This window comes from Limnohabitans sp. Hippo3, assembly GCF_003063665.1.
Taxonomy (GTDB): domain Bacteria; phylum Pseudomonadota; class Gammaproteobacteria; order Burkholderiales; family Burkholderiaceae_C; genus Limnohabitans_A.
Genome location: NZ_NESF01000005.1, coordinates 123,774 through 142,938, shown reverse-complemented (window position 1 = coordinate 142,938; position 19,165 = coordinate 123,774). Strand labels below are relative to the sequence as shown.

Here is a 19,165-nt window from a genome sequence, read left to right as displayed (position 1 = left end):
AGCTGCCAGTCCTCATCGAGGCGAACAAATTCCGACGGCTGCACCGAGCACTCCATGGCCTTCTCCTTCCATACGCAATGGAGAAGAGCATATCTCAAATTGATATTTTAAGTTAGCGCATATGCGCATTCGCGGGTATGACAAAGTTAGGCGCGGGTATGACAAAGTTAGGGGTATGACAGAGGTGGGCGCGGGTATGACAGTTACGGCTCAGGCGAAGCCGTTTGCTGCGTAGCCAAAACTCTGTCAATGCGGCGGCCTTCGAGGTCGACGACTTGGAAGCGCCAGCCGGCCAACTCGATCACCTGGCCTTGGGCGGGCAGTTGACCGAGGGCGTACATGAGCAAACCTGCCAGGGTGTTGTAGCGGTTTTTGTCTTCGGCGGGCAGTTCTTTGATGTCCAGCCGGGCCTTGAGTTCGTTGACGGGCATGATGCCGTCGAGTAGCCAGCTGCCGTCGTCATTTTGCGTGGCCCAGGCATCGGCGTTGGTGTCGGGCTTGAGCTCTCCGGTGATGGCTTCGAGCAGGTCGAGTGGGGTGAGCAGGCCCTGCACTTCGCCGTATTCGTCCACCACAAAAAGCATGCGGCTCGATTGGTCGCGCATTTGCTCGAGCAGCTCCATGCCGGTCAGTGTTTCGGGCACGAAGTGGGCGGTTTGGGCATGATCTTCGAGTGGGCGTTCGTCGCCCTGCGGCAGCGCCAGCAAATGCGACAGGCTGATGACGCCAATGATGTGGCCCAGTCCGTCGCGACACACGGGGTACCAGGAGTGGTTGCCTTCGCCACGCATCTGGTTGATGCGGTCCATGGCCTGTTGAGGCGTGAGGCTACCCTCGAGCCACTGGATGTCGCTGCGCGGCGTCATCATCGAGGTGAGTGCGCGGTCGTCGAGGTGGAACACGTTGCGCACCATTTGGTGTTCGTGCTCCTCGATCAAGCCAGCATCCACGCCTTCGACCAGGCTGGCCGTGATTTCTTCTTCGGTCACAGCGCGGTTGCCTTTGCTGTCGATGCGCATGAGCTTGAGCACGCCTTGGGTGGACAACGAGAGCAGCTTGACAAAAGGCCCTGCCGCTTTGGCCAGCCAGGCCATGGGGCGTGCCACGAGGCGGGCCACGGCCTCGGGGTAGAGCTGACCGATGCGCTTAGGCACCAACTCGCCAAAGATGATGGTGGTGAAGGTGATGATGGTGACCACGATGGCGGTGGCGGTGATGGCAGCGACCGGCTCGGTCAGACCCCACTGCATCAACTGCAAAGCCAACCCACCACTGAACGCCGCCTCACCCACGATGCCATTGAGCACCCCGATGGAGGTGATGCCCACTTGCACGGTGGACAGGAACTGGGTGGGTTCCTCGAGCAGTTTGAGCGCAGCGTGCGCGCCTTTGTCACCCGCCTCCTCCATGGCGGCCAGCCGGGCCTTGCGGCTGGAGGCCAGCGCCAGCTCCGACATGGCGAACACCCCATTGAGCAGGGTGAGGAAAGCAATCAGTAAAAAATCCATAACCACCATTGTGCCAAGAGTGGATACCCGCATGCGCGGGTATGACATGGATTTGTCACCCCCGACGCGATTGGGGGGCCATGGCTTCTGTATTCGTCACCCTCGACGCGAACGGAGGTCCTTGGCTTCGGCTGCGATGGATACCCGCGTGCGCGGGTATGACAAATGGTGGTGGGCATGACAGTCCTCATTTGTCACCACCGATTCGATCGGAGGTCCATGGCTTTTTGGGTGCACGACGAATGATTTGGGACAATTCGGCAAAAAGGTGTTTATGTCTGTTTATTGGGTCGGTGACGTACAGGGTTGCGATGCGCCTTTGGGGCGATTGCTGGATGAGGTGGATTTCTCGCCGAGCCGGGACGCTTTGTATGTGTTGGGCGACTTGGTGAATCGGGGGCCGGACTCAGCACAGGTGCTGCGGCGCTTGATGGCCATGGGCAGCGCTGTGCAGTGCGTGTTGGGCAACCACGATTTGCATTTGCTGGCCGTGGCCGCCGGGGCTGGGCGGCTCAAGCCGATGGACACGCTGGACGGCATCTTGCACGCCGTCGACCGCCCTGCCCTGCTGGACTGGCTGCGGCACCAACGCATGGCCATTTGGGAGCACCGCGTGCTGATGGTGCATGCGGGCGTGTTGCCGTCGTGGACGGTGGCGCAGACCTTGGCGTTGGCGGGCGAGGTGGAGTCGGTTTTGCGTGGACCTGATTTGAGTGATTTTTTGCACCAGATGTATGGCAACGAGCCTGCAGCTTGGCGCGAGGATTTGACGGGTGTGGACCGTCTGCGGGTCATCGTGAATGCGCTGACACGGCTGCGCTTTTGCTCTGCTGCCGGAAAGATGGAGTTCGCAAGCAAAGAAGGCGCCGATGCCGCCCCTGCGGGTTTCATGCCCTGGTTTGACGTGCCGGGCAGGCAGACGGCCGACGTGACAGTGGCCTTTGGCCATTGGTCGGCTTTGGGTTTGCTCAAGCGCCGTGACGTGTGGGCGCTGGACACGGGTTGCGTGTGGGGCGGCTGCCTGAGCGCGATGCGGCTGGATGCTGACGGGCAGCGCGAATTGATTCAGGTGAAGTGCGAGCAGGCACAGCGGCCGGGGTGAATGTGTGGGAGGCTGCCTCTGCAGCCAAAGGTGTGAACGGGCTCAGCGCTCGCCAGACCAGCTCTTTTTGTGGCACGATCAGCGGGTGAAAATCAATGCCCTGCAAGACCTCAAGAAGGTCCAGAAACAACTCGCCGAGGCCCATGAAAAAGCCAAGGCCGAAGAGGCCGCTCGACTTGCCGCTGAACGCCAGCGCGAAGCCGAGGCCAATTTGTTTGTGCGTGCGATCGGCGTTGTCCAGCGACTGCCCTCGCACGACCAAGCCCGCATCAGCCCACCCGCCCCAGCGCCTGTAGCCTTGCAGCGCAAAAAAGACGAAGAAGCGGTGTTGCGCGATGCCTTGAGCGATGGTTTTGATGTGAGTACTTTGCTCGACACGGATGACGCCCTGAGTTTTCGGCGTCCCGGCATCGGCATCGACGTGACGCAAAAGCTGCGCAAAGGCGGCTGGTCCATTCAGCGCGAGATCGATCTGCACGGCCTGCGCAGCGACGAGGCCCGTGTGGCACTGGCCGAATTCATCCGCATCGCCCACCGACAAGGCCTGCGGTGCCTGCGCGTGGTGCATGGCAAAGGGCTGGGTTCGCCGGGCAAAACCTCGGTGCTCAAACCCAAAGTCCACAGCTGGCTGATCCAAAAAAACCAGGTCATGGCTTTCGTTCAGGCCAAACCCGCAGAGGGCGGTGCTGGGGCTTTGCTGGTGTTGCTCAAACCAGCAAGTTGAGCTGATTGCGTCTTATCGTGCTCAGTTGGAGCACGGTCTTGTCATTCCGTCTACTCATTCCTGCGAAGGCGGGAATTCATATGATTCTTGTTGACCCAGTTGCACCAGCAAATCCCCTTTTGTCATACCCGCGAAGGCGGGTATCCATGCCATCAACACCATAGATTCCCGCCTTCGCGGGAATGACAAAAAAATGATGAATTGACAAAAAGTTGCGCGGGAACGGCAGAAAAATTCGGTCACGAGATCAGCAGTGGCGAAAGATCAAACGCCGCGGTTGCGCATCCAGTCGGCGGTTTTGAAGAAGCTGGCGTTCAGGCGTTCGCGCAGCACCGGATCCACCTGGGTTTCCTGCATGGCTTGGTCCATGCAGGCGAGCCATTGGTCACGCTCCAACACACCAATTGAAAACGGCATATGGCGCATGCGCAGGCGCGGGTGGCCAAAGCGCTCGGTGTAATGCTCCGGCCCGCCCAGCCAGCCGCACAAGAACCAGAACAGTTTGTCGCGTGCGTCTTGCAAGGTGCTGCCATGGGCGGCTCGCAGTTCTTTGTAGCCGGGCTCAATGTCCATGAGGTCATAAAAGCGCTCGGCCAGGGCCTTGACGCGGGCTTCCCCTCCGATCCACTCGAACGGGGTATCAAACGGGGGTTTGTCTTCGATTTGCATGGTGGGTATTTTGCAGGAAGCGCTGATTACGATTTGTGTGGGAGAGAGAGATCTATTGCGGACGCGAGAGATCTTTTGTGGAGCGAGCCCCCGCTCGCGAATATCTGCCTGGCCACAGCACGCATTCGGCCGCAGGGGCGGCCTCCCACTTTACCCACAGCAGCATTGACGCCTTTTTTGTCATACCCGCGCAGGCGGGTATCCATCGCAGCCGAAGGCATGGACCCCCGATCAAGTCGGGGGTGACGAAAAAGGGCAGTCGGGGTGACGAGATAGGGCGTCGGGGTGACGAGATAGGGCGTCGGAGGTGACAAGACTTACTCTGCCGCTTGTCTTAAGGTTTGCATGACAGGTTGGCGCAGCACGCCGGACAGGCTGAGGCTGCCGGCTGTCCAGGCCAACAAGGCCCCCAAAGCGCCGCCCGCCAAAGGTGCCCACAGGGGCGGCTGCCACGCAAACTCGAACGCGAAGCGGGCCAGCGCCCAACCCACCACCAAAGCCATGCTGCTGGCCATGAAGCCAGCCAGCCAACCCAGGCCCAGCAACTCGGTGCGTTGCACTTGGGCCAGCAAAGTGCGCCCTGCGCCGAGCGACCGCATGATGGCGTATTCGCGCTCACGCGCCTGGCGGCTGGCGCCCACGGCGGCCAACAGCACCATCAGGCCTGCGGCCAGTGTGAAGGCGAAGAGGTACTCCACCGCACGGATCACCTGGTCCATGACGCGTTGCACCTGGGCCAGGGTGCTGCGCATGTCGACGCTGGTGATGTTGGGGAACTGGTTGACCAGCGCATTGTCAAAACCAGCCGGGCCTGGTGGCGAGCGAAAGGCCGCCATGTACGTCATGGGCAGATCGGGCATTTGCGAGACGGGGAACATCATGAAGAAGTTGGCACGCATGGAGGTCCAGTCCACTTTGCGCAGGCTGGTGATGCGGGCTTCGCGGGTCTGGCCTGCGATGTCGAAGCGCAGTTGATCGCCCAGCTTCAAACCCAATGTGTCGGCAATGCCTTGCTCCACGCTCACACCATCGGCTTCTTCGGGCACCCAGCGGCCTGCCGTGAGGGGGTTGTGTGCGGGCAAGGTGGCCGAATGGGACAGGTTGATTTCGCGGTCGATCAGGCGTTTGGCGCGATCCGCTTCAAAGTCGGAGGGGCCGACTTCGCGGCCGTTGATGGCCACCAATCGGCCCCGGATCATGGGGAACCAGTCGGGCGATGGCACCCCGGCTTTGTTCAAACTGGCCAAGAAGTCGGTGGCTTGCTCGGGCTGCACATTGATGACAAATCGGTCAGGCGCATTGGCTGGCGTGGCCTGCCGCCAGCTGGCAATCAGGTCGGTGCGCAGCAGCACCAACAGGGCCAAGGCCAACAAACCCACCGACAAGGCGCTGACCTGCACCACCGCAAACACGGGGCGCGCCGCCACTTGGCGCGTGGCCAGGCGCAACCAGCGCGGAGCTTGCTCGCCCGGCACAGCGCGGCGCAGCAACCACAACGCAGCAGCGGCCAAACCGGCAAACACCAGCAAGGCCACGGCGAACCCACCCACGGTGATCAAGCCCAGAGTCAGGTTGCGGCTGACCATGAGCAGCGTCAAAGCAAAGCCCACCAGGCCCATGGCCAGCACCAGACCCGAACGCACTTGCAGGCTGCCCAGGTCGCGCCGGATGACACGCAAAGGTGGCACCTGCGCCAACTGCAACACGGGGGGCAAGCCAAAAGCCACCAGCAAGGTCAGGCCCATGACCATGCCCATCAAAGCGGGTTGCACGGTGGCGTTGGGCAGTTGTGCATCGACCAGCCCCACCAGCAAAACCACAAAGCCCAGGTGCACGGCGTAGCCTGCCAGCACGCCCACGGCACTGGCCAAAAGGCCTGCGCCCAAAAACTCCAGGCCATAGCTCAAGGTGAGTGTGCGCTGGCTTTGACCCAAAACGCGCAGCAAGGCACAAGCATCGAGCTGCCTCTCGGCGAAACTGCGGGCGGCCAAGGCCACAGCCACGGCACAGAGCAAGGCGGCCAGCAAGGCCACCAGGTTCAGAAACTGGGAGGCGCGGTCCAGCGTCTGGCGCATTTCGGGGCGCCCGCTGTCGAGCGACTCGATCTGCACGCCGCGCACATGGGGCTTGTCCACCTCAGGCCGTGCCCACTGCACAAAGCGTTCGGCCGCCGCGGCATCGCCCGCCACCGCCATGCGCCAAGTGACGCGGCTGGCGGGCTGCACCAGACCGGTCGATGCCAAATCGGCCGCGTTCATCATGACGCGGGGGGCAAAGGTCATGAAGCCTGCGCCCCGATCGGGTTCGCGTTCGATGACGGCCGTGATACGGAAACTGCGCTCACCCAAGCCCAGCATGTGCCCGGTTTTCAGGCCCAGGTTGTCGAGCAGCGCGGGGTCCACCCACACTTCGCCCACGGGGGGGATGGCGGGTTTGAAGTCTGAAGCGCTTGGTTGGCCCACATCGGGCAAGACGAGCAACTTGCCGCGCAAGGGGTACCCGGGCTCCACCGCCTTGAGGGCGACCAGTCGACTGGCACCGCCTTGCTCGGCCAAGGCACGGGCCATGGTGGGAAAGCTCACATTGGTGTTGGTCTGCAAGCCCAGGCTTTGGGCCCGTTGCACAAAGGCAGCGGGGGTACTTTGGTCGCTGACCACCACCGCATCGCCACCGAGCAGCTGGCGCGCATCACGCCAAAGGCCTGACTGCATGCGGTCGGCCAAAAAGCCCACCGCCGTGAGCGCGGCCACCGCCAGTGCAACCGACAACATCAGCAACCGCAACTCGCCCGCACGCAAATCGCGCCACAAATTGCGCCCCCCCAGCCGCAGGCCGTGCATCCATCCTTGTTGATTCATCCCGCCACCTTACCGCACAAGCCATTCACGGCGCGGAGCAAGGCATTTTTTTGTGCCCACTCCACCATTCAGCCGCAGGGGCAACCTCCCAGCACCTGAGCCTTCGTGGGAGCGAGCCCCCGCTCGCGAATGACCGCCGAAGCCACTGCAAACATTCGGCTGCAGGGGCAGCCTCCTACAGAGACGCGGCATCAGGGTCTTTGTGGGAGCGAGCCCCTGCTCGCGAAAGGGTGGTCAAACAGCCTTGCCAGCCCTAGGCGCGGTGACTAGCATCTCCACAGGGAGCACAACATGGCACAAAAAGCCGAGTCACACCGCTTGCGCATTGGCCGTCATTCACAAGCGGGCCAAGTGTATTTGCTGACAATGGTCACGCTCAACCGCCAAGCTGTTTTTGCGGAGTTTCAAGCTGCACGCTGTCTGATCCGTACTTTGCACGCCGAAGACCGTTTGGGCAGAGCCCGCACGTGGGCTTATGTGCTGATGCCCGACCACCTGCACTGGTTGATGCAACTGGGCGAACACGTGAATTTGTCCACGTGTGTGCAGGGCGTGAAATCGCTGGTTTCGCGTCAATTAGGCCAGACGGTTTGGCAGCCTGGGTTTCATGACCGAGCCATGCGGCAAGAAGAGGACTTGCAGGCCTTGGCCAGGTACATCGTGGCCAATCCTTTGCGGGCAGGATTGGTCAAGCGCGTGGGCGATTACCCGCACTGGGATGCGATGTGGCTTTGATATGAAACCTTCGGCGGCAGGGATGGCCTCGCACTGGGACAGAGCCTCTGGCTTTTTGTGGGAGCGAGCCCCTGCTCGCGAATCTTTGCCAGTGCCAACCCACGCATTCGGCCGCAGGGGCGACCTCCCACAAGGTTTGAGCTCCTGATCAACCATTGGCTGCGAGGACAGCCTCCCACAGGGACAGGGGGCCGGGTATCTGTGGGAGCGAGCCCCTGCTCGCGAAGGGTTATCGGGCCAGCTCGGGCTGCCACACCAGGCGCTCGGGGGCGCTGAAGCACAGGAAGCGCTTGTTGGTGGCGCGGCCGATGGCGCACAGGCCCAGGCGCTTGGCGACGTCCAGGCCCATTTGCGTGATCCCGCTGCGTGACACCACCACGGGCACGCCCATTTGCGCGGACTTGATGACCATCTCGCTGGTCAAGCGGCCGGTGGTGTAGAACACTTTGTCCTGGCCACTGATATCGTTCATCCACATCCAGCCCGCGATGGTGTCCACCGCGTTGTGGCGTCCCACGTCTTCGACGAACATGAGCATTTCGTCGCCCTGAAACAAGGCGCAGCCGTGCACCGAACCGGACGATTTGTAGGTGGTTTCCTGCAAGCGGATGGCGTTCACCAAGCCATAGATCTGGCCTTGTGTGATCTGGGCGGGTGGCAACACGATCTCGTCAATGTGAGCCATCAAGTCGCCAAACACGCTGCCTTGACCACAGCCGGTGGTGACCACACGGTCGGCGCTGCGCTCGATCACCACCTGCGCGTTGGCGCGGGTTTTGACAGCGGCCACCCCGGGTTCGCCCACTTCGCCTTCGCCAATGGTCCAGTCCACCGTGATCGAGTCGATCTGGTCCACCGAATCAATGAGGCGCTGATTGCGCAAGAAGCCCAGCACCAGCCACTCAGGCTCAGCACCCAGGGTCATCAGCGTGACCAGTTCTTTTTTGTCGAGGTAAATGGTGAGCGCCCGCTCGGCCGGGATTTGCGTCTCGGACACCTCACCGAATTCGTTGCGCACGGTCACGCTGCGCGTGAGGGGCGCACGCGCTCGGGTGATGTGGGGCTTGGGCAGGGACGGTGCGGCCACGGGGGCGTTCAGTACAACAGACATGGCATGAGCCTAACGTAAAAATCCCCCGCCGTTGCCGACGGGGGATTTTGCGGTGACGCAGAAAAAAGGATCAGCCTTTTTTGGCAGGTGCTGCCGCGGGCTTGGCAGCCGCTGGCGCGGCGGCAGGGGCTGCAGCCGTGGTGTCGGCAGGCTTGTAAGCACCGGGGTCCACACAGGGGGGTGTGGTAGTGGGTGCGGCTTTGCCTTTGCCATTGGTTTTGTAATAGTGCGCTGCCACTTTTTCACGGGACTTGCACAGCTGGAAGTCAGCCACTTTGTTGCCATGCGCAGTTTTGGCAGCGGCTTCGGCCGCTTTGGCCTTGGCTTCCTCGCTGGGGGCAGGCAGTTTGGCCGCAGCGCTGAAGCTGATGGCCATGGCAGACAAAACAAGCAGGTATTTTTTCATGGTGTTCTCCTGACTCAAACCGAAGCCGTGGATGCCGTAGGGGAAGAGGCGGCAGGCGCCGAGCGCTGGGCCGGGATCTTGCCTGCCTTGATGTCGTCGTACCAGAGCTCATGGTGCTCTTTGGCCCAGGTCTCATCGACGTAGCCTTCGCGCATGGCCTTGTAGGCACCGCGCATGCCGATGGTGCCCATGTAGATGTGGCCGATGAACATGGCCATCATGAACAAGGTGGCGACACCGTGGACCATGTTAGCGATCTGCATGGTGCTGCGCTCATAAATCAGGCCGGGGATCAGCATGTCGAGCACCAGGCCCGACGCGACCACAATGAAGCCCAGGAACAGCACACCGCCCCAGAACACCACCTTCTCACCCGCATTGAAGCGGTGCGAAGGCACTTCGGTGCCCGAGAACAGGCCGCCCCCTTTGAGGATCCAGACCAGATCGTCTTTGCTGGGCATGTTGTCCTTGAGGAAGGTGACGAACACCACTACCAGCGACACCGCAAACAAGGGGCCTGCAAAGTTGTGTACGTTTTTCAGGACATAGCTCAACCAGCCAAACAGCGTGGGGCCGATGATGGGCAGCAAAAAGTATTTGCCGTAGGCCATGACGATGCCCGAAACGGCCAAGGTCACGAAGGCAATCGCATTGGCCCAGTGGGCCGAGCGCTCGAAGGGCGTGAAGCGTTCGATTTTGCGACCGGTTTCCTGACCATGCAATTCGATCGTGCCCTTGCTGAAATAAAACAGGGCCATGGCACCCACCGCGATCAGCAACAAAGCAGCACCATAAGGAATGATGATGTTGTTGCGCACCTGACGCCAGGACTCACCGGCCGAAGCCAGGCGCGAACCAGGGTACTGCACAAAGGGCTGAATCAGGTTGCCGGCTTCGGGGGCCTGGCTTTTGGGCAGACTGGTGTAACCCGTCACGCCCTGCCCCACGGCACGCCACATGGGCGCGTTGTTGCCGGGCTGGACTTGGGCACGTTCGGCGTTGGTCTGGTCTTTGTACTTCGGATCGGCGTCCGCACCGGGCGCGATCTGGAAGATGTTGGCGCTTTTCACGCCCAGGCTGTTGTCAGCCGGGGTGGCAGCGGCAGTGGGTGCGGTGGTTGCAGTCGGTGCCGTGCTGGGGGCCTGCGTCTGGGCGGCAACGCCCCACGCGGCCACAGCGAGCCCGATGGTCAATAAGAAGCGGCGCATGAACTTCTCCTTGGCGCTCACTTGGGTGCGCGCACGTGGTCGTTTTGGCCGTAAGCGGCACGGGCCTTGAGGTGGTTAGCCCACCCGTCTTTGTCACCGGCTTTCCAGCCAGGTTCGGTGAACGGGGCCACGCCCGTGCCGCTGTAGGCTGGCTTGTCGGTGCGCACGCCCTTGACCTCTTGCGGCTTTTCGCCACAAGCCACCAAGAAGGCAGCGCTGCAAAGGATGAAAGCTGCTTTCATGTTCAGGCTCCTTGTTTGGCTTGGTTGCCGTAGGCGGTGCCCCAACCCCAGACTTCGGCGCCCTTGCCGCGTTGGATGACGCGGCCGCGCAGGATGTCGGTGATGACGTCGCCGTCACCGGCCAGCAGCGCCTTGGTCGAGCACATCTCGGCGCAAGCGGGCAGCTTGCCTTCGGCCAGGCGGTTGCGACCGTATTTCTCGAACTCGGACTGGCTGCCGTGCTCTTCGGGGCCACCCGCGCAGAAGGTGCATTTGTCCATCTTGCCGCGCACACCGAAGGTGCCGCTGGATGGGAACTGGGGCGCACCAAACGGGCAAGCGTAGGAGCAGTAGCCGCAGCCAATGCAGATGTCCTTGTCGTGCAGGACCACGCCTTCTTCGGTCTTGTAGAAGCAGTTGACCGGGCAAACGGCCATGCAAGGCGCATCAGAGCAGTGCATGCAGGCGACCGAGATCGACTTTTCACCAGGAACGCCATCGTTCAAGGTGACCACGCGGCGGCGGTTGACGCCCCATGGAACTTCGTGTTCGTTTTTGCAAGCGGTGACGCAACCGTTGCATTCGATGCAGCGCTCTGCATCGCAGATGAATTTCATTCGTGCCATCGTGTTCTCCTGGGGCGCTTAGGCTTTTTCGATGTTGCAGATGGTGGTCTTTGTCTCTTGCATCATGGTGACGCTGTCATAACCGTAGGTGGTGGCGGTGTTGACCGCCTCGCCGCGCACCACGGGCGCAGCCCCCTTGGGGTAATACGCCAGCATGTCGACGCCTTGCCAGCGACCCGAGAAGTGGAAAGGCATCCAGACCGTGCCGGTGTCGACACGCTCAGTCACCAAAGCCTGCACATCGAGCTTGGCACCCGTTGGGCTCTTGAGCCAGACGCGGTCGCCGTTGCGAATGCCGCGATCGGCCGCCGTCTTGGGGTTGATCTCGACATAGGCTTCCTGCTGCAACTCGGCCAGCCAGGGGTTGGAGCGGGTTTCCTCGCCACCACCTTCGTACTCGACCAGACGGCCGGAGGTGAGGATGAGCGGGAACTTCTCGTGCACCTTGTCGGCGATGTTCTTGTCCTGCACGGTCTTGTACAGGGTGGGCAGACGCCAGAAGGCTTTCTTGTCGTCGTGCGTGGGGTACTTGGCCATGAGGTCTGGACGTGTGCCGTACAGCGGCTCGCGGTGTTGGGGGATCGGGTCGGGGAAGTTCCAGACCACGGCACGCGCCTTGGCATTGCCAAACGGGTGGCAGCCATGGTTCTTCATGAACACGCGGATCATGCCGCCCGACGAGTCGGTCTTCCAGTTCTTGCCTTCGGCCTTGGCTTTTTCAGCCTCGGTCAATTCGTCCCACCAGCCCAGCTTCTTGAGCAGGATGTGGTCCAGCTCGGGGTAGCCGGTGGTGATGTCGGCACCCAACGAGTGCGAACCGTCTTCGGCCAGCAGGCTCTTGCCTTCGCGCTCCACACCAAAGTTGGCGCGGAAGTTACCGCCGCCGTCCATGACGTGTTTGGAGGTGTCATAGAGGTTGGACGTGCCAGGGTGCTTCATCTCGGGCGTGCCGTAGCAAGGCCATGGCAGACCGAAATAGTCACCCGTGAAGTCGTAACCGGTTTCCTTGTCTTTACCGCCCTTGGCCTTCAAGGTCTTCACGTCGAACACGTTCATGTTCTTCATGTGGGCCTTCAGGCGCTCTGGGCTTTGACCGGTGTAGCCAATGGTCCAGACACACTTGTTGATTTCACGCAGGATGTCTTCGGGCATGGGCTCGTCCATGCCCTTGACCTTTTGCATCTTGTAGTTCTTGGACAGCTCTTTGGCAAAGCCGAGTTTTTCGGCCAGCTGGTGCATGATCATGTGGTCTGAGCGGCTCTCCCACAAAGGATCGATCACCTTCTCGCGCCACTGCAAAGAGCGGTTGGAAGCAGTGCAGGAACCACTGGTTTCAAACTGTGTCGCAGCGGGCAACAGGTAGACCGCGCGGTTGGGGTTCAGGTCTTCGGCCTTGCCAGGCATCGCGGCCATGGCAGCCGTGGCCGATGGGTAGGGGTCCACCACCACCAACAGGTCCAGCTTGTCCATGGCGCGCTTCATGTCCAGACCTCGGGTCTGCGAGTTGGGGGCATGGCCCCAATAGAACACGCCGCGCAGGTTGCTATCCTGGTCGATCAGCTCGTTGTTCTCCAGCACGCCGTCGATCCAGCGGGACACGGTGATGCCGTTCTTGCCCATCATGGCAGGCGTTGCAAACTGCTTTTTGATCCACTCGAAGTCCACACCCCAGGTGTTGGCGAAGTGCTTCCACGAACCTTCGGCCAGGCCGTAGTAGCCGGGCAGCGAGTCAGGGTTGGGGCCGACGTCGGTGGCGCCCTGCACGTTGTCGTGGCCACGGAAGATGTTGGTGCCGCCGCCGGACTTGCCGACGTTGCCCAAGGCCAGCTGCAAGATGCAGGAGGCACGCACCATGGCGTTGCCGATGGTGTGCTGGGTCTGGCCCATGCACCAGACGATGGTGCCGGGGTTGTTGTCGTGCAGCATCTTGGCGACCTTGAACATCTGGTCTTCCTTGACGCCGCAGGCCTCTTCCACCTTGTCGGGTGTCCATTTGGCCATGATTTCGGCTTTGACAGCCTCCATGCCATAGACGCGGTCGCTGATGTACTTTTTGTCTTCCCAGCCGTTCTTGAAGATGTGATAAACCAGACCGAACAGGAAAGGAATGTCAGTGCCCGAGCGGATGCGCACGTACTCGTCGGCCTTGGCGGCGGTACGGGTGAACCGTGGGTCGACCACGATCATCTTGCAGCCGTTTTCCTTGGCATGCAGCATGTGCAGCATGGACACGGGGTGGGCTTCGGCCGCGTTGGAGCCAATGTACAAAGCGACCTTGCTGTTTTGCATGTCGTTGTACGAGTTGGTCATGGCGCCATAACCCCAGGTGTTGGCCACACCGGCCACGGTGGTGGAGTGGCAAATACGGGCCTGGTGGTCACAGTTGTTGGTGCCCCAGAAGCTCACGAACTTGCGCAGCAAATAGGCTTGTTCGTTGTTGTGCTTGGACGAGCCGATGAAATACACGCTGTCCGGGCCACTGGCTTTTTTCAGCTCCAGCATCTTGGCGCTGATTTCGTTGAGCGCCACATCCCAGCTGATGCGCTCGTATTTGCCGTTGACCAGCTTCATGGGGTAGCGCAGGCGGTATTCGCCGTGGCCATGCTCGCGCAGCGCTGCACCTTTGGCGCAATGCGCGCCGAGGTTGATGGGCGAATCGAAGACGGCTTCCTGGCGCACCCAAACGCCGTTTTCAACGACGGCATCGACCGCGCAGCCTACCGAGCAGTGGGTGCAGACAGTACGTTTGACTTCGACCTTGCCTGCGCCCACGATGGACGCGCCCGTGGCGGCCTGGGCTTTTTGCACCAGGCTCAGCTGCGATGCAGCCAGGCCCACACCGACACCCAGACCCGAGCGGCGCAGGAAACTGCGGCGGTCCATGGTGGGCAAAGCCTGCGACAAACCACGGCGCAAGCTGTGGATGAAGGGGGACGAGACAGCACCGGAAGTGCTGGTTTGTTTTTTGGTCAGCAACATGGAGGGCTCCAGTTGGGGATGAACAGGAAAGAAAACGGAATGTGAATCAGACGCGCGTGGTCTTGTAGTACTGCTGAACGTGCTCGCTCAGTGTGTAACCACCACCGCGCGTGGGCTTGGGCAAAGCCACGGCAGCGGGTGCGGTCTGCTTGACCACACCGGGCAAAACGGCGGTGGCTGCAGCCACTGCGCCCACCGTGGCAGCGCCCGAAAACAGGCTGCGACGTGAAAGAGAGGAAGTTTTGGAAGACATCAAAGACTCCTGAAAGAAGAACAAGGCAACTGCTCACCAGAAGAATCGACTGAGGCGATGTTTGGCACAGGCGATCTTAGCGATTCAATGGCGCTTTTGTCATGTAAAAACCCTTACTTCGATTGGCTGCGCGTCAAACCGGTGACAGCGGAGGCAAGCAAAGGCACACAAAGTGCGCCAGCGCACACCAAGCTACGGCTTGGTGTGTGCGGACGACTTCATTTTTTACTTGTAAAGCACCTCAGGCAACCACATGCCGATGGCCGGGAACATGTAGAGCAGCACGATCGCAAACACCTGGATGGCCATGAAGGGCAGCATGCCTGCAAAGATCTGGTTGAGCGTAACGTGTGGAGGGCTCACACCTTTGAGGTAGAACGCCGCCATCGCCACAGGCGGGCTGAGGAACGCGGTTTGCAGATTCAAGGCCACCAACAAGCCGAAGAACAGAGGATCGATGCCAAAGTGAGGCAGCAAGGGGACGAAGATCGGCATGAAAATCACGATGATCTCGGTCCACTCCAGGGGCCAGCCCAGCAAAAAGATGACCACCTGCGCCAGAATCATGAACTGCACCGGGGTCAGGTCCATGCCCAGCACCCAGTCATTGATGATCTCCTGACCGCCCAGCAACGCGAACGCGGCCGAGAAAATGCTGGAGCCCACAAACAGCCAGCACACCATGGCACTGGTCTTGGCCGTGAGGTACACCGACTCGCGCAGCACCACATAGTTCAGGCGGCGGTATGCCGCCGCCAGCAACAAGCCACCCAGTGAACCCATCGCCGCCGCTTCGGTCGGTGTGGCCAGGCCAAACACGATGGTGCCCAGCACCGCCAAAATCATCAGGGCCAAGGGGAAGAAGGAGCCCAGCAGCATCTTGAAAATCTCAAGGCGCGTGAAGCTGAAGTAAGCGTAGAAGATGGCCAAGGCCACCACGCAGCTGGCCAGACCAATCCAGAAAGCCAAGGGCGCGGGCACACGCTCAGCCGCGGCAACTGGCGCTGCTTCTGTGGCGGCACTGGCGGCCACAGGAGCCTGTTCCTTGACAGCGTCTGCAGCAGGTGCGGCATCGGCTTTGGCCACTTCGGAAGAGCCTGGCGGTGTTTGCAAGTCATCAGATTCGGGTTCGGCCAAACCGCTGACGCTGGATGCTTCTTCAGTATCTGCCGAGTCGGCCAGTTCGCCACCCATGGCCACGACGCCCTCAACCACTTCGGAAGGCAAAGGCGCTGTGATCTTGAGGTAAATGGTGCCCATGATCAAGGCAACCGCCAAAGCGGGCAGTAAGGCAATGCCCAAGTGGTTGAGTAACTCGCGCATGGGCACAGCCGCATTGCGCTTGCCTTTGATCGCACCGATCAGACCCGGCAAAACGGTGCTGCTGACATCTGTGGACACCGCCTGCGCAAAAGCCGGCAAAGGCACGATCCGGTCTTCAGCCGACATGGGAGGCGCCATGCTGGGCTTGACTTTGGCCAGCATCACCACATACAACACGTACAAGGTCGCCAGCATCACACCCGGGAAAAACGCACCGGCATACAGTTTGACCACCGACACGCCAGCGGTCGCGCCATACACGATCAGCATGACCGAGGGCGGAATCAAAATACCCAGGCAACCGCCTGCGGTGATGGCACCCGCCGACAGCTGCACGCTGTAACCAGCACGCAACATGGCGGGCAGCGCCAGCAAGCCCATGAGGGTCACCACCGCACCCACAATGCCGGTGGCCGTGGCAAAAATGGCGCAAGTCACGATGGTCGCGACGGCCAGGGAACCTGGCAAGCGGGCCATGGCCAGGTGCATGCTTTTGAACAGTTTTTCGATCAGGTTGGCGCGTTCAATGAGGTAGCCCATGAACACGAACAAGGGGATCGAGATCAGCACATCGTTGGACATGACCGAATAGGCACGCTGAACCATCAGGTCCAATGTTTGGTTCACAGCAATATCGGGGTTCTGACTGCGGTAGGCGATCCACGCGAAGATCATGCCCATGCCCATCAGCGTGAAGGCCGTCGGGAAGCCCAACATGATCGCCACCACCACCAGCGCCAGCATCAACAAGCCCAAATGACCGTTGGTCATCTCCGAGGGCGCAGGCAACAAAACAAAGGCCGACACCACGACCAAGGCCATGATCGTCAGGCCGAACCAGACTTCTTTTTTCATTTGTGGGTTCCCTTGCCAGTCGTCACCAGCGCATCGAGTTTCGCGATGTCTTCGTCCTTGACGTTGACCATTTCCTTGAGTTTTTCAACGTCGACCTCGTCCACGTCATCGCCGCGCTTGGGCCATTCACCCTGCTTGATGCAAACGATGCAACGCACGATTTCAACCAGGCCTTGCGCCAACAAAAAGGCCCCTGCAATGGGCAAAATCGTTTTAAAGGGGTATACCGGTGGCCCATTGGCCGTGATGTTCGAGTGCTCATTGATGGCCCAGGATTCGGCGGCAAAACCGTAACCCGCCCAGGCCAGCGCAACCACGCCGGGAATGAAAAAGAGGATGTAAAGGATCAGGTCCAGCCAGGCCTGCAGGCGGGGCGGGAAAAAACCATAAAGGACATCGCCACGCACATGGCCATTTTTGGACAAGGTGTAAGCACCGGCCATCATGAACAGTGAGCCGTACATCATGCTCATGACGTCAAAAGCCCATGGGTGGGGGTCATCCAGTGCGTAACGGGAGAACACTTCCCAGGAAATCATGAAGGTCAACGCGACGATCAGCCAGGAAAAAAATTGGCCAATCCAGGTGCTGACTTTGTCAATAAAGAGCAACAGGTTTTGCATATGGGGGATCACATAAGTAAATCAGCCATCCGGTGGTGCCGGATGGCTGATGAAATGGCTCAATTCGAAGAATCAGGCCTTTTTGGCACCGAAGAAGTGGTTCACCGCCATGCGACGGCTGATGTTGGTGTCCTGATCCCACTTCACAGCACGGGCTGCGAAAGCTTTTTGTGAAGCCACGATTTCCTTGAACAGTGGGTTCTCGGCAGATTTCTTTTCCAGAATTTCGGTCCAGATCTTGAGTTGCTCTTGCAGGATCGCGTCAGGCGTCTTGTAGAACTTGACCTTGTCCTTGGTCTGCAGCTCAACATAATCCTTGGAGTAACGGTCGATGGCTTTCCAGGACATGTCGGCCGAGGCAGCTTCTGTGGCACCGGCAATCACGGCCTTCAACTTGGCTGGCAACGCGTCGTACTTGGTCTTGTTGAACATGATCTCGAAAGTCTCGGCGCTCTGGTGGTAACTTTGCAGCATGCAGACCTTGGAAACATCGGGGAAGCCCAAGATGCGGTCGGATGTGGCGTTGTTGAACTCGGCACCATCGAGCAGACCACGGTCCATCGCAGGCACGATCTCACCGCCTGGCAAGGCGTTCACGGCAGCGCCCATGGCAGTGAAGAGGTCAATGGCCAAACCGTTGGTACGGAACTTCAGGCCTTTGAAGTCTGACGACTTGGTGATGGGTTTCTTGAACCAGCCCAGTGGTTGCGTGGCCATGGGGCCGTACAGGAAGGACTGCACGTTGCCACCAATGGAGGCATACAGCTTGGCCAGCAGCTCAGCGCCGCCACCGTACTTGTGCCAGGCCAGAATCATGTTGGCGTCCATGCCGAAAGCAGGGCCGGAGTTCCACAGGGCCAGAGCGTTTTGCTTGCCGTAGTGGTAACCCAACACGCCGTGACCGCCGTCCAGGGTGCCCTTGGACACGGCTTCGAGCAAGCCGAAAGCTGGCACCACAGCGCCTGCTGGCAGCACTTCGATCTTCAGATCGCCACCGGTCATGTCGTTGACTTTTTTGGCGTAGTCGAGGGCGTACTCGTGGAAGATGTCTTTGGCAGGCCATGTGCTCTGCCAACGCATGGAGATCGGGCCGGTCTGGGCCTTGGCGATCATGGGGGCAGAAATAGCACCTGCTGCCAGGGCTGCGCCTTTGAGAAGGTTACGACGGCGTGGGGTTTTGTTGTCTGACAAAGTGGATCTCCAATCGTTGTTGAACTTACAAGCGTAAAAAATTACCGCTTGGTCAATCATTATGCGATCAGCCCCAACGATACCCCTCAGTAGAAACCCGCAGCTTTGCCGTCAATATTTTCAATTCAGAACACAAAAATTTTCAATCACGCCACCAGATCAAAACCCTGCGACTCCACGCTAACGAAGGCTTCGGTGAAAGCCGCCAACCGCGCGTAGAACACCGCACGGGGATGGGCTTGCAAGGTCTGGCACAAAGCGGGCAGCCAGGGTTGCACATGCTGCGTAAAAAAGGCTTGTTGGCGGGTCAGGTTGGACACCGCCACATCGTCGCCCGCGATCAGGAAGCGCATGACCTCCAAGACATAGGCCACATGGTCTTCGGTTTCCGGCATGGCTTCGCTGCGGACCAGGCCCAGCTCGGCCAAATCGTCGCGCAAGCGCACCAAAGGCTTTTCGTTCAGGAAACCGCTGAGGTAATGCGAGCCGAACACATACACCTCGGGTTTGCCCACACCGCCAAAGAGAGCGGTGTATTCGGCCGCGATTTGCGCCTGGCTCAAGCTGCGGGCGCAGGCCACCAGCTCGCGCCAAGGCTCTTCCAGAAAGCCACCGGCATCGGGGGCTTCGGTCACCGCGACCTGCAACTGGCCGAGCAGTTCATCGCCCGGGGCTTGGTAGTACAGCTGTGACAACAAGCCATAGACTTCAGCACGGGCGGTTTCTTCATCCAGCGCATGGCTGCTGGCGGACAGGTTCAGTTCTTGGCTCAT

At 60.3% G+C, this 19,165-nt stretch carries 17 protein-coding genes; 3 read left to right on the top strand and 14 right to left on the bottom strand.

The annotated features are described in order from the left end of the window. Positions 1-203: 203 nt before the first annotated feature. A complete protein-coding gene (locus B9Z34_RS08255; protein WP_108427632.1) occupies positions 204-1,508 on the bottom strand; it encodes a hemolysin family protein in 1,305 nt (434 codons plus the stop codon). A 274-nt stretch (positions 1,509-1,782) separates the two neighbouring features. On the opposite strand from B9Z34_RS08255, the gene B9Z34_RS08250 reads away from it, so the two are divergent. Both B9Z34_RS08250 and B9Z34_RS08245 read left to right on the top strand, forming a co-directional pair. Beyond that, positions 1,783-2,610: a symmetrical bis(5'-nucleosyl)-tetraphosphatase gene (locus tag B9Z34_RS08250; RefSeq protein WP_108427647.1), complete on the top strand. Its 828-nt coding sequence runs from the start codon at positions 1,783-1,785 to the stop codon at positions 2,608-2,610. Positions 2,611-2,695: 85 nt separating this feature from the next. After that, positions 2,696-3,334 carry a Smr/MutS family protein gene (locus tag B9Z34_RS08245; protein WP_108427631.1) on the top strand — a complete coding sequence of 213 codons (639 nt, stop codon included), beginning with the start codon at positions 2,696-2,698 and terminating at the stop codon, positions 3,332-3,334. Between the two features lie 264 nt (positions 3,335-3,598). Here B9Z34_RS08245 and B9Z34_RS08240 read toward each other — a convergent pair whose 3' ends face one another. Together B9Z34_RS08240 and B9Z34_RS08235 are read right to left on the bottom strand one after the other, a co-directional pair. Next, positions 3,599-4,003 carry a group II truncated hemoglobin gene (locus tag B9Z34_RS08240; protein WP_108427630.1) on the bottom strand — a complete coding sequence of 135 codons (405 nt, stop codon included), beginning with the start codon at positions 4,001-4,003 and terminating at the stop codon, positions 3,599-3,601. A 317-nt stretch (positions 4,004-4,320) separates the two neighbouring features. Continuing rightward, positions 4,321-6,861 carry an ABC transporter permease gene (locus B9Z34_RS08235; RefSeq protein ID WP_108427629.1) on the bottom strand — a complete coding sequence of 847 codons (2,541 nt, stop codon included), beginning with the start codon at positions 6,859-6,861 and terminating at the stop codon, positions 4,321-4,323. Positions 6,862-7,152: 291 nt separating this feature from the next. On the opposite strand from B9Z34_RS08235, the gene B9Z34_RS08230 reads away from it, so the two are divergent. After that, on the top strand, positions 7,153-7,596 hold the full coding sequence (locus tag B9Z34_RS08230; RefSeq protein ID WP_108427628.1) for a transposase: 444 nt from the start codon (positions 7,153-7,155) through the stop codon (positions 7,594-7,596). A 229-nt stretch (positions 7,597-7,825) separates the two neighbouring features. On the opposite strand, the gene B9Z34_RS08225 is transcribed toward B9Z34_RS08230, so the two are convergent. The 11 genes from B9Z34_RS08225 to B9Z34_RS08175 form a co-directional block, all read right to left on the bottom strand. Further along, positions 7,826-8,707, bottom strand: coding sequence for a formate dehydrogenase accessory sulfurtransferase FdhD (locus B9Z34_RS08225; RefSeq protein ID WP_108427627.1), 882 nt, complete (start codon positions 8,705-8,707; stop codon positions 7,826-7,828). Positions 8,708-8,777: 70 nt separating this feature from the next. Next, positions 8,778-9,113: a hypothetical protein gene (locus tag B9Z34_RS08220; protein WP_108427626.1), complete on the bottom strand. Its 336-nt coding sequence runs from the start codon at positions 9,111-9,113 to the stop codon at positions 8,778-8,780. Between the two features lie 14 nt (positions 9,114-9,127). Next, positions 9,128-10,321, bottom strand: a complete 1,194-nt coding sequence (locus B9Z34_RS08215) for a formate dehydrogenase subunit gamma (protein WP_108427646.1) — start codon at positions 10,319-10,321, stop codon at positions 9,128-9,130. A gap of 17 nt (positions 10,322-10,338) precedes the next feature. Beyond that, positions 10,339-10,563 (bottom strand): hypothetical protein, encoded by a 225-nt coding sequence (locus tag B9Z34_RS08210; protein ID WP_108427625.1) that lies wholly within the window; start codon positions 10,561-10,563, stop codon positions 10,339-10,341. A gap of 2 nt (positions 10,564-10,565) precedes the next feature. Further along, positions 10,566-11,168, bottom strand: a complete 603-nt coding sequence (fdh3B, locus tag B9Z34_RS08205; RefSeq protein ID WP_108427624.1) for a formate dehydrogenase FDH3 subunit beta — start codon at positions 11,166-11,168, stop codon at positions 10,566-10,568. An 18-nt stretch (positions 11,169-11,186) separates the two neighbouring features. Further along, positions 11,187-14,147 (bottom strand): formate dehydrogenase subunit alpha, encoded by a 2,961-nt coding sequence (locus B9Z34_RS08200; protein ID WP_108427623.1) that lies wholly within the window; start codon positions 14,145-14,147, stop codon positions 11,187-11,189. Between the two features lie 46 nt (positions 14,148-14,193). After that, entirely contained in the window at positions 14,194-14,400 is a 207-nt protein-coding gene (locus tag B9Z34_RS08195; protein ID WP_108427645.1) for a formate dehydrogenase, read from the bottom strand. 225 nt (positions 14,401-14,625) lie between these two features. Continuing rightward, complete coding sequence (locus B9Z34_RS08190; protein ID WP_108427622.1) at positions 14,626-16,578, bottom strand: TRAP transporter large permease subunit; 1,953 nt, start codon at positions 16,576-16,578, stop codon at positions 14,626-14,628. Further along, complete coding sequence (locus B9Z34_RS08185) at positions 16,575-17,201, bottom strand: TRAP transporter small permease subunit (protein ID WP_108427621.1); 627 nt, start codon at positions 17,199-17,201, stop codon at positions 16,575-16,577. The genes B9Z34_RS08190 and B9Z34_RS08185 overlap by 4 nt, the downstream gene beginning before the upstream one ends. Positions 17,202-17,273: 72 nt before the next feature. Continuing rightward, on the bottom strand, positions 17,274-18,392 hold the full coding sequence (locus B9Z34_RS08180) for a TRAP transporter substrate-binding protein (RefSeq protein ID WP_233249495.1): 1,119 nt from the start codon (positions 18,390-18,392) through the stop codon (positions 17,274-17,276). A gap of 146 nt (positions 18,393-18,538) precedes the next feature. Then, positions 18,539-19,165, bottom strand: a complete 627-nt coding sequence (locus B9Z34_RS08175) for a molecular chaperone (RefSeq protein WP_108427619.1) — start codon at positions 19,163-19,165, stop codon at positions 18,539-18,541.